General features: G+C 44.4%; 14 protein-coding genes, 3 tRNA genes and 1 riboswitch. Of the genes, 9 read left to right on the top strand and 8 right to left on the bottom strand.

The features are described 5' to 3' along the window. Positions 1 to 192: 192 nt before the first annotated feature. Entirely contained in the window at positions 193 to 1,923 is a 1,731-nt protein-coding gene (locus BS617_RS05565) for a YcaO-like family protein (RefSeq protein ID WP_075171883.1), read from the bottom strand. Positions 1,924 to 2,189: 266 nt separating this feature from the next. On the opposite strand from BS617_RS05565, the gene BS617_RS05560 reads away from it, so the two are divergent. The 7 genes from BS617_RS05560 (at position 2,190) to BS617_RS05530 (ending at position 7,483) form a co-directional block, all read left to right on the top strand. After that, positions 2,190 to 2,265, top strand: a tRNA-Asn gene (locus tag BS617_RS05560). 14 nt (positions 2,266 to 2,279) lie between these two features. Next, a tRNA-Pro gene (locus tag BS617_RS05555) sits at positions 2,280 to 2,356 on the top strand. Positions 2,357 to 2,410: 54 nt separating this feature from the next. Continuing rightward, positions 2,411 to 2,487 (top strand) — tRNA-Pro (locus BS617_RS05550). A 168-nt stretch (positions 2,488 to 2,655) separates the two neighbouring features. Then, the gene (locus BS617_RS05545) at positions 2,656 to 4,287 is read left to right on the top strand and encodes a GGDEF domain-containing protein (RefSeq protein ID WP_170870320.1); all 1,632 of its coding nucleotides are present in this window, start codon (positions 2,656 to 2,658) and stop codon (positions 4,285 to 4,287) included. A gap of 124 nt (positions 4,288 to 4,411) precedes the next feature. After that, positions 4,412 to 5,056, top strand: coding sequence for a helix-turn-helix domain-containing protein (locus BS617_RS05540; RefSeq protein WP_075171882.1), 645 nt, complete (start codon positions 4,412 to 4,414; stop codon positions 5,054 to 5,056). Positions 5,057 to 5,109: 53 nt separating this feature from the next. Further along, positions 5,110 to 5,211: riboswitch (SAM-I-IV-variant riboswitch) on the top strand. Positions 5,212 to 5,251: 40 nt separating this feature from the next. Continuing rightward, positions 5,252 to 5,644, top strand: a complete 393-nt coding sequence (locus tag BS617_RS05535) for a hypothetical protein (protein WP_075171881.1) — start codon at positions 5,252 to 5,254, stop codon at positions 5,642 to 5,644. Between the two features lie 96 nt (positions 5,645 to 5,740). Next, positions 5,741 to 7,483 (top strand): DEAD/DEAH box helicase, encoded by a 1,743-nt coding sequence (locus BS617_RS05530; protein WP_075171880.1) that lies wholly within the window; start codon positions 5,741 to 5,743, stop codon positions 7,481 to 7,483. Positions 7,484 to 7,569: 86 nt separating this feature from the next. Here BS617_RS05530 and BS617_RS05525 read toward each other — a convergent pair whose 3' ends face one another. From BS617_RS05525 to BS617_RS05515, 3 genes are all read right to left on the bottom strand, one after another. Beyond that, entirely contained in the window at positions 7,570 to 8,037 is a 468-nt protein-coding gene (locus BS617_RS05525) for an outer membrane lipoprotein (protein WP_075171879.1), read from the bottom strand. Between the two features lie 82 nt (positions 8,038 to 8,119). Beyond that, entirely contained in the window at positions 8,120 to 9,898 is a 1,779-nt protein-coding gene (locus BS617_RS05520; RefSeq protein WP_246283329.1) for an ABC transporter ATP-binding protein, read from the bottom strand. 138 nt (positions 9,899 to 10,036) lie between these two features. Next, a complete protein-coding gene (locus BS617_RS05515) occupies positions 10,037 to 10,279 on the bottom strand; it encodes an HP1242/YdcH family protein (RefSeq protein WP_075171877.1) in 243 nt (80 codons plus the stop codon). A gap of 267 nt (positions 10,280 to 10,546) precedes the next feature. On the opposite strand from BS617_RS05515, the gene aroA reads away from it, so the two are divergent. Then, positions 10,547 to 11,827: a 3-phosphoshikimate 1-carboxyvinyltransferase gene (gene aroA / locus BS617_RS05510; RefSeq protein ID WP_075171876.1), complete on the top strand. Its 1,281-nt coding sequence runs from the start codon at positions 10,547 to 10,549 to the stop codon at positions 11,825 to 11,827. A 47-nt stretch (positions 11,828 to 11,874) separates the two neighbouring features. On the opposite strand, the gene BS617_RS05505 is transcribed toward aroA, so the two are convergent. The 4 genes from BS617_RS05505 to BS617_RS05490 all read right to left on the bottom strand — a co-directional run bounded on the left by BS617_RS05505 (position 11,875) and on the right by BS617_RS05490 (position 15,186). Then, entirely contained in the window at positions 11,875 to 12,981 is a 1,107-nt protein-coding gene (locus tag BS617_RS05505) for a YeiH family protein (protein WP_083610061.1), read from the bottom strand. Between the two features lie 110 nt (positions 12,982 to 13,091). Next, entirely contained in the window at positions 13,092 to 13,409 is a 318-nt protein-coding gene (locus tag BS617_RS05500; RefSeq protein WP_075171875.1) for a BolA family protein, read from the bottom strand. Positions 13,410 to 13,441: 32 nt separating this feature from the next. Next, the gene (locus BS617_RS05495) at positions 13,442 to 14,794 is read right to left on the bottom strand and encodes a DUF3422 family protein (RefSeq protein ID WP_306460962.1); all 1,353 of its coding nucleotides are present in this window, start codon (positions 14,792 to 14,794) and stop codon (positions 13,442 to 13,444) included. Between the two features lie 35 nt (positions 14,795 to 14,829). Continuing rightward, positions 14,830 to 15,186, bottom strand: coding sequence for a hypothetical protein (locus BS617_RS05490; protein ID WP_075171874.1), 357 nt, complete (start codon positions 15,184 to 15,186; stop codon positions 14,830 to 14,832). 53 nt (positions 15,187 to 15,239) lie between these two features. On the opposite strand from BS617_RS05490, the gene BS617_RS05485 reads away from it, so the two are divergent. Beyond that, complete coding sequence (locus BS617_RS05485; protein ID WP_139303133.1) at positions 15,240 to 15,908, top strand: hypothetical protein; 669 nt, start codon at positions 15,240 to 15,242, stop codon at positions 15,906 to 15,908. Positions 15,909 to 15,914: the final 6 nt, after the last annotated feature.

Below are 15,914 nucleotides of genomic sequence, written 5' to 3'. Positions count from 1 at the left end.
TTCCTCATAAACTTTTTAGACCATTACAGCCCAAAATACAGGGATGCAATAGACAATAAAATTGTACCGAGGGTCAGTATAGTTAAAGTTTTAGGCTGAGCAGGATCAAAGCCTAAAAAATCATAGAGAAAGACAACAAAAGATACCTACAAATATCGATGTATTACTGGGACTACGACATACAAGATAATTTCAAAGACTTTTAGCACTTTTTAATCGTTTAAGCCGACTGTAAACCGCCAACATTGCAGAGTGTGACTTAAAGCACTGAACGTTATCATCGATAACATGAAGATCCTCAAAGACTCTAAGGCCTGCCAGCATCGCTTGGCAACGCGAAAAAACAGCTTCGCCGTATACATCAATGAATATCATTTTCACTTCAGCAAGCTGGATTTCATGCTGTTCATTCAGCGCCAGAAGCTGGCTCAAGCACCTAAATAATTTAATACTATTACGATTAGATAAACGCTTAATCGAGTGACAGGCTTTTGCTGCCATGACTAAGCGCCCGAGCTTCAAGCAAATCAAACACTTCAATTCAGCTACACTAAGCTCATTAAAATAGCTTTCTTTGTCAGGAAAAACACCTAATAACGCAGCCACATTGTCAGCTTCACCAAACGCCCCGTCTTCTATCAAATTTAAAAGGCTAGATAACTCTCCATCAGAGGCAGCGTTTAAATCAAACACAACAGAGCGCAACTCAACCATCGCACTATCATTGCTAACAACTAGCCGATCCACTGGATAAACATCAGACATACCTGGGACAATCACTCGGCATACATACAAACCCAAATATTCGTAATCAGCTATATAGATATCCATATCTACACGATGAATCAGATGACACAGATGCTCAAATTCGGCCTCACTATCACCATCCACGTTCCATTCAGTAAACGCATAATCTGAATCAGTAGATAGAAGATCCCATGAGATAACACCATTTGAGTAAAAACTATGCGCTTCTAAATTCCCCTGATCGGCAACTTTTTGTAGATCAAAAACAGGCTCCGGAAATGCTTTATCTGGGTCTAAGGTAACACGCTGCATGACTTTCGAAGCCACCCTCAACAGTGCGATCTCAAATTTAGGATGAGCACCAAAGGCAGCAAAACAGCCACCATCTTCCGGATCAAAAATTGTCATACCGACTAATGGAAACTTACCTCCCAACGACGCATCGAGCACATACACAATATAACCCAGCTCACGCAGAAGATTTATTATTGCCACGGCATCCGGATACCGTTCTACAACAACCGGCGGAATCCTAGGCAAGCTTATCCCAGAAGATAGAATCGTATTTTTAATATGGCGTTCAAAGATTTCCGATAAAGCATGTACTCGCGCTTCAAATTTATTATTGCCAGCAGCGGAGCCATTACCCACATATAACGTATCGATAATTTTGACTGGAAACCACACCTCTCGTGCTGTTTTTTGATGCACAAAAGGAAGCCCACACACTCCTCGACTTACATCATCAGAGTTAAAGTCTAATAACATATGAGCTTTGAGGTTATCGTCCATATTGTAGTGACTGAGCGTAGCCTCATCTAACAAACCTGCCGGGATGTTGTCCGAATCAACGGAAAACCAACGCTCATTGGGATAATAAATGAAGGAAGAGTCCGCACCCTGCTTGCCTAGATAGCTCTTGGCAAAAAAATAGTTACAGCCTAAATGCTCAATAAACGCACCTAGCGCACTCGCTAATGCCGCTTGTTTCGTGATACCTCTACCTTTAACTGACAAGCCCTTACAAGACACATCTCTCAGCCGCACGGACCACACGTAAGGAGCAGGGTTAAGCCAATCAAATTGCTCAACCACGAAGCCATTATCTACTAATAACTGCGACATTCTTTTAATAGATACTTCTAAAGATACATCTTTACCTAATACACGCGACATGTTGTAACTCTATAAAATTGAACGCACTCTTCATTTCATCAACACCCAATGAAGTACTTTCTGACAGACCGCACCCTGCAAACACCACTAAGCGCTGAACTGGACAATACACATTGCAACATAACTTGCTTCTAAATATAAGGACTACCATCCGCCTACTTAAGGTTATTAAAAATAAAGAGTTTTTTCTGAATCTTTTTGAAAAATAAGCTTGACGACTGACGGCCTCATCACTAATATACGCGCCCATCAGGTTGAGCAACCATTCCTCGATAGCTCAGTTGGTAGAGCAGTAGACTGTTAATCTATTGGTCGCTGGTTCGAGTCCAGCTCGAGGAGCCAAACCTGATATGTGTCGGAGCATAGCGCAGCCTGGTAGCGCATCTGCTTTGGGAGCAGAGGGTCGCAGGTTCGAATCCTGCTGCTCCGACCATTAAAAACATAGGCAACAAAATTTATAATATCCTTATTATAAATCCCAACGTGTCGGAGCATAGCGCAGCCTGGTAGCGCATCTGCTTTGGGAGCAGAGGGTCGCAGGTTCGAATCCTGCTGCTCCGACCATTCTTATTTTTCTATCCCTCCAATTTTATTTCATACAAAAGCCAAATCTATTTTTTGATTTTATACTCGCTTTGCACCTGTTAAAGTAGGTCTCCTATAAGGGTTTACATTTACTGAGGTGTCAGTTTGCCCCTCTTAAAAAAGCACTTTTGTCCAAAGGAATGGCAAGTGACTAAGCGGTTCATCATTTTATTTACCATCTTTGCATGCTGCTTTGTTGCACAGCTGTCGCATGGAGCAAACCAAGAGGTTTCATTACAACTACGATGGAGCCATCAAGCACAGTTTATCGGCTATTATGTTGCCAAAGAAAAAGGCTTTTACGAATCCCTCAACCTTGATGTCACTATAAAAGCTGGAGGCCATGGAATAATACCCTGGCAAGAGATAAAAGCAGGAAGGTCTGACTTTGCAGTCGACAACAGCAATGCATTTACAGCTTACATCGAAGGCGAACCCATCATTAGCCTTGCTGCCATATTCCAACACTCACCAAGCATCTTCCTTTCTAAAAGTAGCTCGGGTATCAGACAACCCCGAGATCTAGTAGGCAAAAAGGTCATGGCATTTCCTGGCAGCCAAGACCCCGAACTCATATTACTACTATTAAAACAAGGTATTGCACTTGAAGATGTCAACCTTATTGCCACTAGCGCCGATTTAAACGACCTTATAACTGATAAAGTAGATGCATTTAGCGCTTACATTTCAAATGAGCCCTACTATCTTCAAAAACTGAACATTAACTTTAACATCATTAGCCCCAAACAATACGGCATAGACTTCTACAGTGATGTCCTTATAACCAATCCTACCTTAGCTCAACAATCGCCAGAATTAGTCGACCGCTTTATTTCAGCCAGCCTAGAGGGCTGGCGCTATGCTCTCAACCACCCTGAAGAAGCTATCAATATTTTATATGACAAATACAACACTCAAAAAGAAATAGGACATTTAAGATACGAACTAAATTTAGCCAGAGAGCTAATCATGCCTGACCTATTTGATATTGGTCACATGAACCCTAAGCGCTGGGAAATAATGCAAGACACCCTGCTTCAGTACAAACTGGTAAAGCAAAGCAGACCTGTTGAGGACTTCATTTACAACAGCAAAGAGTCCATTACATGGAGTAACTGGCTACCAATTATATATCCGCTTGTGGCCTTGGTTTTGGCTTTAACCATTCTCAGCTTCTACCTTATTTCCTTAAATCGAAAGCTGAAGAAAGAGATCCGCAACCGAATTTATACAGAAACCCAGCTAAAACACCTTGCTAACCACGACCCTTTAACAGGATTAGCAAACCGCTCAGCATTAACCAACAAACTTGACACACTGGTTAAGCTTGCTCGTCGCAACAAAGAAACACCCGCTCTTCTGTATATAGACCTGGATGGCTTCAAGGAAATTAACGACACACACGGTCACTCATCTGGTGACCAAGTCCTTATTAGATTTGCTAAGCGCACACGTATGATACTGAGAGAAAGTGACATTTTTGCCAGACTGGGTGGTGATGAGTTTGTCATACTCTTGTCCTCTTCTGACCGCGCTGGAGCACACCACTTAGCACGCAAAATACTACTGAACTTCAAAACCCCATTTAAACTGCTTTCTGGTGATTACTACATCAGCGCTAGTATAGGCATTGCCATTTATGATCAATACGATGAAGCGGCCGATCAATTTCTTATTCGTGCTGACCACGCCATGTATCATATTAAGCGAAGCGGAAAATCAGGCATTAGCATCGCCCCTGCTCACAAACGAAAAAGGCCGTTAAAAAATGTCGTATAGTCTCTTTTAAAACAGTTTATTTCCAATAAGAAACAAATTGCAATTTCGTTTATCATCTACATTTACGCCCTTTAATTTCCCGCACCTTCGGGCGAGATGTATATTTTAGCGAAAAGGCATACGGATGACCGACGACCTAGACAACCTCACTCCCCCTGAAAACACTAACCCAGCCTTTGAAGTAACAAAAACTTACGGCCACGATAAATCAGTTGAACCACTGCAACTAGGGAAACGCGTAAGACAAATTCGCCTCAGCCAAAATTTAACACTCGAAGAAGCAAGCAAACTGACAGGACTCGCACGTTCAACCTTATCAAAGATAGAGAACGAGCAGATATCCCCTACCTTTAGCGCAGTGAGCAAACTGGTTAAAGGGCTAGGGATAGACATGCCTCAGCTTTTTACCCAACCCCAAAGCGCAAGCGGTGCTACTGGACGCCGAGACATCACCAAAGCAGGCGAAGGCAAACCGCACCCAACCACAACCTATGAACATGAGCTTTTAGCCAACAAGCTCAGTACAAAAAAAATGCTACCTTACAAAACAACGGTAAGAGCCAGAAACTTTTCGGAATTTGGTGATTGGGTGCGACACGAAGGAGAAGAGCTGTTGTATGTCATCGAGGGAGATATCATATTTTACACTGAATTTTATGAGCCTATTCAGCTAACCACTGGCGATAGTGCTTATTATGATTGTGAAATGGGCCACGCTGTTATATCAACAAGCCCAAAGGATGCTGTAATCCTATGGGTAACAGCTTAGGGCACCTCACTGCAAAGCATCTATTGCCCTGCTCTACGGAGCCTGCTACATTAAACGTTCATCAAGAGTAGGGCTGACGCCCTCACCAACCTGCCTACCCGGGCAAGGTGGTAACCCACAAAGATGCGGCCTTACAGGCAACAATACGGGGAATATAGCGTCAGCTCTTGGTTATCTAATAATCCGGAGCACACCATGTTTGAAGCACATTTTTGCACAGCAGCGGAAGAAACATTAACACACCCCAATCCGCCCAGCCTTAAATCAACCCCCGCTCTACCTAAAAACCAAGACCAACAACGGTTATTTAAACGTGCTGTACAGCACCCAAGATACAATTGCTCTGTATGGATATGGAATGCTTTTGGCAAAAAAAGTGACTACTCGAACACGAGCAAATTGCACGAGTTCATTCACCTTGAATATAAAAAACATAACAATGAAACAGGCTCAATTTTTGTAGAATCAAGCACCCCCTTACTCTCAAGCGATGCAATGATAGAACAGCTACTAAGCACTACCATCACCGACATTTCTCCCCAAAAGAGTGACGAATGGCTCCATAGTCTACAAAACGAGGGGATTTAACCTGTACTAAAAGCGCTTGGTATCTTATACTGTAGCGCTATTCATATTTATCCCATCCAGGTTGATTTATTCAACCACGATTTACAGGTTTATTAGATGTCATCAGACAACCTGCCCGCTTTTTCAGAACTGGGCCTGGCTGCTCCTTTGTTACAATCATTACAAGAGATCGGCTACGAAACACCTTCCCCAATACAGGCGGCAAGCATTCCGCATCTGTTGGAAGGTAAAGACTTACTCGGACAAGCCCAAACGGGTACCGGTAAGACAGCAGCGTTTGCACTTCCTTTACTGTCGCGCATCGACACTAAGAAAAAAGTGCCTCAATTGCTTGTTTTAGCCCCAACACGTGAGCTTGCAATTCAAGTAGCCGAAGCATTCCAGACATATGCTCGCCATATGCCTGATTTCCATGTACTACCTATTTACGGTGGTTCCGCATACGATGGACAACTACGCCAATTACGTCGTGGTGTTCAAGTAGTCGTCGGCACACCTGGCCGCGTAATGGATCATATCCGTCGCGGATCTTTAGTACTAAACGACCTACAAGCCCTTGTCTTAGATGAAGCCGATGAAATGCTTCGCATGGGCTTTATAGACGATGTCGATTGGATACTCGAGCATACGCCATCTACACGACAAATCGCACTGTTTTCAGCGACGATGCCTCAAGCGATTCGTCGCTTAGCACTTCAGCACTTAAAATCGCCTGAAGAAATTAAAATCGCAAGCAAAACAGCTACTGCTACAACAATCACGCAGAAATACTGGCGTGTAAGTGGCCTGCATAAGCTAGATGCCCTAACCCGCATCTTAGAAATGCAGCAGTTTGACGCGATGCTGATTTTTGTTCGTACAAAATCAGCAACCGTTGAATTATCAGAAAAATTGACTGCACGTGGCTATTCGTGCGAAGCACTTAATGGCGACGTTACTCAGCAGTTACGAGAGCGAACCGTTGAGCGTCTGCGCCAAGGTAAGTTAGACATTGTTGTAGCGACTGATGTTGTAGCCCGCGGCTTAGATGTAGAGCGTATCAGCCACGTACTGAACTACGATATTCCTTACGATACTGAATCATATGTCCACCGTATTGGGCGTACAGGACGTGCGGGGCGCGAAGGCGAAGCAATCCTATTTGTTTCACCACGCGAGCAACGTATGCTACGCATGATCGAGCAAGCAACTCGTCAAAAAATCGAGCCGATGGAATTACCGTCTACAGCTGATATCAACACCAAACGTGTTGACCGCTTTAAGCAGCAAATCAGTGATACCCTAGACAGCCAAGATCTATCGCAATATGTCGATTTATTGACCAAGTATCAAACAGAGCATGACACGGATCCGCTGTTTATTGCTGCTGCCTTAGCTTCTCTTTTGCAAGGCAAGACACCGCTACTTTTAAGCGAGCGTGAACTGCGTGGCCCTAAAGGCTTTGAAGACCGCCCTCCTCGTGAACGCGGTGAGCGAAAAGAGCGTCGTCCTAAACGTTCTAGCGGCTCTGATGAAAACATGCAGCGCTACTGCCTATCGGTTGGTCGTGAGCATGGCGTTAAGCCTGGCAACATTGTTGGCGCTATCGCCAATGAAGCCGATATCGAAAGCAAATTTATTGGCCATATTGATATCCGTGATAAAGCAACATTTGTTGATTTACCGTCAGGCTTACCGAAAGAGACGATTGAGGTCCTTAAACGAACAGTAGTTTGTGGCCAGCGACTCAACGCAAAATCAGTTGATGGTGCCGGTACGGAATCAGGCTCTAAGCCAAGCCGTTCCAAAGAAGGCCGAGACAGACCACGCAAACCGCGCAAGCCTCGCGCTGCTGAATAATTAAGTATTTAATCAATAAAATACTCCATTAAAAAAGGCTGCACATGCAGCCTTTTTTACTATTTCATAGCTTACACCACGCCGGATTAGTAAGTGATCCGAGTTGTGCCTCCACGTTGCAATAAGCGTATTTGGTCACCCACTCTAAAAAACTGCTGATTTTCAACTTCTTGTACAACAGAAATTTCTTGGCCATCCGCCATTCGTAGCGTCACTTCTTGACCTTGTTTACGTGTAGCACTCTCTTCTAGCTTTGAACCTAGCACACCACCAGCAACCGCACCTAACACAGCCGCAATACTGCTTCCTTTACCACCACCCACTGAACTGCCTGCTAGCGCTCCGACAATAGTTCCGGCACCGCCGCCCACGATCCCATCTTGCCGCCCTTCGATAACCACCGGCGTCACCGAGGTTACCGTGCCATAACGTACTTGCTGAACTTGGCGCGCATCTTTCTGGCTATAAGTTGTTCCTGTTAAACTTGGGCTTGCGCAGCCAGTTAACAATACCGACGCGACAACAACAGCACCTAGTACTTTATGTTTTACCATGACTATCCCTCTTTCAAAAACTTTGCCTTAGCTGACAATATGCCATGTAGTATATGACATAAACTGAACAGAAAAATTCGATTTAACTTGCGAGTGAGCCATATAGGCGAGCATAAAGGCCATTCTGCTCAAGAAGCGCGTCGTGATGCCCTTCTTCAGCTATCAGCCCATCCTCAAACACATAGACTCGATCCGCTTGCTTTACAGCACTTAGTCGATGCGCAATTATAATTGTTGTTCGCCCATCTAAGAATCGCTCTAAAGCAAGATGTACCGCATGCTCAGTCTCTGTATCTAAAGCTGAAGTTGCCTCATCTAACACAACGACTTTTGGGTTTGATAACACCATACGGGCGATAGCTAATCGTTGGCGCTGCCCTCCCGACAAACGAATTCCCTGCCTGCCTACTTTCGCATCCAACCCATTCTCTAGCTCACTAACAAAACCACTTAGCTGAGCCACCTCTAGCGCCGCCCATAATGCTGGTTCTGTAAAATCTTGCCCCATACACAGATTTGTTCTGACAGTCCCATTGAATAAAGCCGGATGCTGCAAGACAGTAGCAACATTCGCCCTAACAACTGACAAACCGATCTGACTAACAGGCACACCATTAAATTTAACCTCTCCTTCTTGCGCGCTGTACAACCCTAACAAAACTTGAACCAAAGTGGACTTACCACCACCGCTCACACCGACTAAAGCCACCTTCTGCCCAGCCTCAACATGCAAACTAATCCCCTTGAGCACTTCATTGTCTGCATTATAACGAAAATGAATATTATCAAGCGTCACACTAACACTCTTACGCCCAGCAAAAGGGTCTTCCAACATTGGATAATGCGGCTCTTGCTTCAGGTCTATTAGACGATTTAATCGCACCAATGCCGCTTTTGCTCCATAAAAAGCGTACTGCATATTCAGCACTTCTTGGACAGGCCCCATCATGAACCAAAGGTAGCCAAAGACAGCCATCATTTCGCCAATCGACAGATTAGAGAAGACGACCATGAGCATTGTAATCGCTCTAAAAATATCGAATCCGATCAAAAAAACCAAAAAGCTAAAACGTCCTGCTGCTTCACTACGCCACTCAAATGCAGAAGACTGATCCCTTACACCACGCGCCAGCCGCGTAAGCTGACCAAGATAATACTCCTCTCGATTAGCTGAACGCACTTGCTGAATAGCATCTAATGTTTCGGTAAGCGCCCCTTGAAAAACCTCATAAGCTTTATTTTCTCGTTTCTTTAATTCTTTAACTCGCTTGCCAATCACGGTTGTGAAATAAATAACAATGGGGTTAAGAAACATGATGAACAACGCCAGCTGCCAATGCATCCAAAACAGGATTACCGCTGTGCCCACAATTGATAAGCTAGCTACCAACAACCGACTAACTGAGGTCCCTACAAAACGGTCTACCGTATCCAAGTCCGTTACAAAGTGTGAACTGATAGCGCCACTGCCCAACGTTTCGTATTCCACCATCGCAACCTTGCCTAATCTGGCGAGCAATAGTGAGCGCATTTTGTAAATAACGTCTTTGGAGATTAACGTGAACTGTCGTGACTGCCATACATTTAAAACCAAAGCCATGGCACGTAGAACAATTGTACACATCAAAATAGCAACGATATAAAGCACCGGGCCGTGCCAATCTAAAGGAAATAATGAGTTTAAGAATTGAACCATCTTACCTGGTTGTTCAAGAAGAACCTCATCAACCAATAAAGGCATTAGCAATGGCAAAGGTACCGAAGCGCACGCAGCTAAAATAGCCACCACGTTTGCCACTACGAGCGACTTTTTATGAGTGAAGGCAATCTGAGTAATGTATGACCAATCAAACTGAAACAAACGTATATCCACGATTCAAAAAAACAGAACACACAGCATACTGCGAGCGGACGACAAACCAAACAAAAACACCCGCAAAAGCGGGTGTTTTTGTATAATTGACTCGATGAATAGTCATTTATGGATTAGCGGCTCTCGCTATGCCTTCTCACTTAGCATTGCGTAAAGCTTATCCTTCAAACGAAGCCTTCTTAGTTTCAATTCCTCTTCCATTTTAGAAGACCCAGGTTTTACCTCTGCCTCCATTAACTCTACTTCTTTTGTAACTTCATGGTACTCGTCAAAAAGCTTTAAAAAGTGCGCATCTGTCATTTTAAGCGCACGAATTTGATCTCGGTACTCTGGCAATTCGTGCACCAAATCATGGTGTTCAATACCCATATTTACATTCCTTATCATTGTAAAAAAAGCAGATGCTGTTAGTATCCGCCTCTAGTGAAAAAAGAACATTGACACCTATCAACAAACGCCGCTCACCCTACTAAGGGCTTCAATCAACTTACCAGTACGTAAAAACTAGCTCCCCAGAAACCCCAGGGTTAGATTAAGCGCTTATCTGCACTTTTTTTATCCGATACCCTCGACCTAAACGGCTACACAAGGTAGCTTATATCTCCCTGATAAAAACACGTATAAAGAGTACCTTCCATGGATAATTTGACCCTAGAGCCTATCAACGCAGTTGCTGGCGAAGTTCAAATCCCAGGTTCAAAGAGCCTGTCGAATCGAATCTTGCTTTTAGCCGCACTTGCACAAGGCACAACACGTATCACTAACTTATTAGACAGTGATGATGTTCGTCATATGCTTACCGCATTAAACGAAATGGGTGTGGAATATTCATTATCGGATGATAAACAGACTTGTACATTAATAGGCTTAGCAGGATCACTGGGCACAGCCAGTAAAGCTCTTTTCTTAGGCAACGCAGGCACTGCTATGCGCCCTTTATGTGCGGCCTTATGCCTTGGCAATGATGTTTACGAGCTAACAGGCGAGCCACGAATGTATGAGCGCCCCATTGGCGATCTAGTGGATGCCTTACGTCAGCTTGGCGCTGATATTACCTATCTAGGTGATGACGGATATCCACCTTTGCGTATCCGCTCGCAAGGCTTGCGCGGTGGAGAGGTCAGCATCAAAGGCAATATCTCTAGTCAATTCTTAACCGCTTTACTGATGGCTGCTCCATTGGCTAGCGATGATCTGACCATTAAAGTAGATGGTGAGCTTGTATCCAAGCCGTATATTGATATTACCCTACATACCATGAAGCTTTTTGGTGTGAATGTGCAAAATGACAACTACCAGAAATTCGTTATTAAATCAGGACAGACATACCAGTCACCCGGCGAAATCATGGTAGAAGGCGATGCGTCGTCGGCTTCATACTTCCTTGCCGCTGGCGCTATTAAAGGTGGTACTGTTCGTGTTTATGGCGTGGGATCTGATAGCGTTCAGGGCGACAAACGTTTTGCTGAAGTCTTAGAAGCAATGGGGGCTCAAGTAACCTACGGGCCCACCTATATTGAGGTAACGGGAACAGGTGACTTAAAGGCCGTTGATATGGACATGAATCATATCCCAGATGCTGCCATGACAATCGCGACTACCGCTTTATTTGCAGAGGGTACTACTGCCATTCGGAATATATATAACTGGCGAGTCAAAGAGACCGATCGCCTTTCGGCCATGGCTACTGAGCTACGTAAAGTCGGTGCTAGCGTAGTAGAAGGAGAAGACTTTATCGAAGTAACTCCACCAGCCAAGTTGACTCATGCCGCCATCGACACATATGACGACCACCGTATGGCTATGTGTTTTTCGCTAGTTGCGTTGAGCGATACTCCCGTCACTATCAATGATCCAGGATGCACTCGTAAGACTTTCCCAGAGTACTTCGAACTTTTTAAAAGCATTTGCCAATAAAACGATACCGCTCGCTGCTCACGGGCAGCGAGCTTTTACCATCACCCTCATACAATCAGCCACTGATTGAGCACAAACCCGCCTCCCAGTAAAAGCACAAACAAAGAACCGGCCAGCAACATGGATGCGGCCCCTGCTTGGCGTATAGCCGCTAAACGTGTCTGATAGCCTAAGGCAGCCATAGCGATTGTTAACATAAACTGGCTAGCTAAATGGGCTGTTTCGCGAGTCACGGCCACAAAATTTTCTATCTTTTGGGTTGATACAAACAACTGACTAACGTTATCTAAGCCACTATTGATAACAACAGCAACCACAAAACCAAGTACAAACCACGGGAAATTAATCGAGCCACGCTCTCTATCGCCTCGTAAGCGCAATAAGCAAACGCTTAAGATAACGATAAAAGGCGCCAAGAGCATCACACGGATTAACTTAACAACAACAGCATATTGCAAAGCACTACCACCAATACTCTCCCCAGCTGCAACTGCTTGCGCGACTTCATGCACCGTACTACCTATGAACACACCAAATTGTTGCTCAGTCATTCCCGTTAAAGGAAAAATAAACGGATAACTAAACATCGCTACCGTACCAAATAGGACAACAGTCGCTACCGCCATAGAAACATGCTGTTGCCTTGGCTTAAGAATAGACTCTGTCGCCAAGATCGCCGCTGCTCCACAAATAGCACTGCCTGCCGAAGTCAAAATCGCAAGATCTACTGGCAACTTAAACAGGTGAACCCCAAGCCAAATACCCACTAACAGCACACACGTCACTACTAGCATATCAAGTACTAGCGCCTGCCAGCCCACAGCAAGCAACTGCTGAAGTGTCAACGAAAAACCAAACAAAATGATCCCAGCTCTAAGCAGGCGTTGTTGGCAAAAGCGAACCCATTGCAACTCACTACCTTCTGGCAGACGACCAACACAGTGCCCCGCTATCATGCCTAGCACAATAGCCAACGGTAAAGCGCTCACTCCCATTTCAGAGATCGAATCAACATGTGCAAAACAGATCGCAGAAACAGCGATAATGGGCAACAACACAACAGCAGAAAAAACAGGTAAGCGTTTGATCACAATCCAAAGCCGGTGCAAAAGCCCATGCCCACCTGCTATAAATTGATCGAAATTATTATTCATTATTAAGGCACCCATGCACGCGCTACGTTTATGGGCGCCATACTGATGGAAGCCTTATCAGATGTAAAACAGATTAATTAAGATAGCATTATCGACTAAACCGATTAACACTATTGACTCTCTTTTGAACCCCCACGGCATTGAGGCGAAGGCATCACAAAACCGTTTTTATCAGCCCATTCCTTTTGAGTATACAAAAGCATAGATAGCGCATGGATTGGGTTTTGCATTTCATTGGCTAGCACTTTGTAGAGTAACTGGTGGCGCTGTACCAAGCGTTTATCAGCAAAATCATCCGATACCAACAACACCTTAAAATGACTGTCAGTAGCTGGGCCTGAGTGCATGTGGCTTTCATTTTCTATAATCAGCTCAGCTACAGCCAGGTTAGCCCGTAGCTTGTCTTCTATAATTTGAGCAACGCTCATATTAGCTCACCTATTGCTAGTAATATTATGATTTATTTGGACTTTCTACGTTCTTCATCAGCTAAATCTGCATCTCGTTGCTCGCGCGCCAAGGCTAAAAAATGCTTATGAATACGCCGTGTCGCTAACCATACACCACCGACAACAACGGGTACAGCGGCCCCCAAAACGAGGTGTTTATTAAAGCTCAACCCACTATCGTATAACGCATCAATTATCAGTTTGATTAACCCGATAGAGTAATAGCTAATAGCCGCGACTGATAACCCCTCAACGGTATGCTGCATCATCAACTGGATTTTAGAACGACGATCCATCGATGAAAGCAATTCTTGATTTTGCTCTTGTATCGACAGCTCAATGCGCGTTCGCATCATGTCGGAAACCCTATCAATGCGCCTCGACATATCTTCTAAGCGCTGACCTACCGAATCACAAGTTCGTATTGCTGGCGACAAACGACGCGTCATAAACTCTGTCATGGTCAAATGACCCGACACCTCATCCTCTCTTAGCTCTGCTAAACGCTTAAGAACAAGCTCATGGTAAGCTTGTGAAGCTGCAAAACGAAAGGTTGTTTTAGCTCGATAGTCTTCCACTTTACTGGCTATGCGCGTTAAGTCTTTGAGTATGTCCGACTCATCCTCACCACTTTCCGAGGATAAACGCTGTGTTAGCTCAGCAATTTGGGTATCCATAATGCGCAACTGAGGAGAGTACTCCCGTGCGGTTGGTAAGCCGATTAAAGCCATTAAGCGATAGGTCTCGATCTCCATGAGCCGCTGCGTTAAACGCCCTAATTGACTATCACTCATACGCTTATTACAGATGAGCATTCGACCAAATCCATCACTATGCAAGCGAAACGTCGTCCAGATACGCGCATCCCCTTGTTGAGGGCTACTACCAATTAAACGCATACCTTCAAAAAAACGGCGCACCTTAGGGAGCATGTAATCGCCATCTTCTGAAGAGTCCTTAACGGATACATGCACTGCCGAGATTACCTTGCCGGGTAGCTTATCTAGCCAACCATTAGGTAACGAACTAATGCCCGTTACAGCAAATGGATCATCGTTATTTTCAACCGCTAAATTAACAAAGGTAAAAGCGATAAACTCTAAATGCTTCTCTAAACGAATTCTGAAATCACCAAAGTCCCATTGAACGCACATTTCATCTCGTTCGGGCGGCTGTTGACCTAACAGCTCAAATAAACGGCGCAAATGATTAAATTGCTCCCGCTTTTCTGCTTCATCACAAATTAGCGCGATATGTGTCAAACGCGCCGGGCTGGGTATAACTTGGAAAGGACGCGAGTGCATCTCTTCATATAAATCATCTCTATGCGGATGAAACGACATACCTGTTGACACTGACTCCACAACCCTCTCCCCGACCAACAACTTTTGATAAACAATCAGTCTAATTTAGCGACTAATAACGGCTCTGAAGAAAGATCAAACGCCATCACCTGGTGGCTGATTTCAAACCACTCTTTAAATACTGCTAAGCTTCTTTGCGATGGCCAGTAATCACCAAACTCGTCCCAAGCAGCAAGTTCGTTGCGCCATAGATTATCCCACTCGTCGACCAATACTTGAGCAAAATCTGACTCGTGCTCGGCCTCAGTCATGAGATAAATATTCCCTTCGCGTCTTAGCTCTTCTAATGAAGTGGGTTGATTTAACTCATCGCCTTCCGGTAATGAAGCTATCCAACGCGCAAAGGGCTCCTTTGCCAATAAAGTAATAGCTGAACGATTAAGCAGTTTCATGATGCGTCTTTCACCTGTTCAATTTATACTGACCTTTCAGCCAATAAGTAATAATGATGCATATTCCTGTTTTAAATCAATTAGAAACACGTACTGATTGGGTCTCCTTCTTTAGGAGGGAGCGGTCGTACGCCTACGTACAACAACCTCTGTGTTTAATTGATTTACAAAGCACTTACCTACAACTCACTTTACTAGACAACGAGCAATTGGATGGCAGAAGCGCAATCAAATATAGCCTCGGCTCACGTCGCTCGGTAGAGCCTGCATGGCGATTAATAAAATCATGCAATTGGCAGCTATCCGTCTTAGTAGCTGGGCTGAATACGTTAGGCTTTGACTCCAACGTGCGTGACAACAGCTTTCTGCAACGACATACCGACTTAACGGTAAGAAAGTTTTTTGCCAAAGATAAGCAAATTATTGCACCTAGCTTAATTGGGCAAATTACTCCCACTACCCACATACCATCTGAATGGAATATATCTAGCGTTAAGAGTCTTTTAAGCCACCAACAATACAAGGACTGTATTTATCTCCCTGCTCCAAAGCAACCCGCTCCGATGAAAGCCATACTCTTGCGCTTAATTGACTCCCCGAAGTCTTGGACTGTACAAACCAGCCACGATGGGAGCCTACTGCTTTTTTACCGAAATAAAGGCATTGTTCAACTGACTCCGGATATAAAAAAGCCGGTGGCACGCTTACGCACAACCGGCTAATTTCAT

It is taken from the genome of Neptunomonas phycophila (assembly GCF_001922575.1).
Lineage (GTDB): Bacteria > Pseudomonadota > Gammaproteobacteria > Pseudomonadales > Balneatricaceae > Neptunomonas > Neptunomonas phycophila.
This window is presented reverse-complemented; position numbering and strand designations above follow the sequence as displayed.

Bases quoted from the DNA above. Each gene is read 5' to 3' on its own strand.
- BS617_RS05525 (WP_075171879.1), bottom strand. From the start codon at position 8,037: ATGGTAAAACATAAAGTACTAGGTGCTGTTGTTGTCGCGTCGGTATTG.
- BS617_RS05485 (WP_139303133.1), top strand. From the start codon at position 15,240: ATGATGCATATTCCTGTTTTAAATCAATTAGAAACACGTACTGATTGG.
- BS617_RS05490 (WP_075171874.1), bottom strand. From the start codon at position 15,186: ATGAAACTGCTTAATCGTTCAGCTATTACTTTATTGGCAAAGGAGCCC.
- BS617_RS05505 (WP_083610061.1), bottom strand. From the start codon at position 12,981: ATGAATAATAATTTCGATCAATTTATAGCAGGTGGGCATGGGCTTTTG.
- BS617_RS05540 (WP_075171882.1), top strand. From the start codon at position 4,412: ATGACCGACGACCTAGACAACCTCACTCCCCCTGAAAACACTAACCCA.
- BS617_RS05565 (WP_075171883.1), bottom strand. From the start codon at position 1,923: ATGTCGCGTGTATTAGGTAAAGATGTATCTTTAGAAGTATCTATTAAA.
- aroA (WP_075171876.1), top strand. From the start codon at position 10,547: ATGGATAATTTGACCCTAGAGCCTATCAACGCAGTTGCTGGCGAAGTT.
- BS617_RS05535 (WP_075171881.1), top strand. From the start codon at position 5,252: ATGTTTGAAGCACATTTTTGCACAGCAGCGGAAGAAACATTAACACAC.
- BS617_RS05515 (WP_075171877.1), bottom strand. From the start codon at position 10,279: ATGGGTATTGAACACCATGATTTGGTGCACGAATTGCCAGAGTACCGA.
- BS617_RS05530 (WP_075171880.1), top strand. From the start codon at position 5,741: ATGTCATCAGACAACCTGCCCGCTTTTTCAGAACTGGGCCTGGCTGCT.
- BS617_RS05500 (WP_075171875.1), bottom strand. From the start codon at position 13,409: ATGAGCGTTGCTCAAATTATAGAAGACAAGCTACGGGCTAACCTGGCT.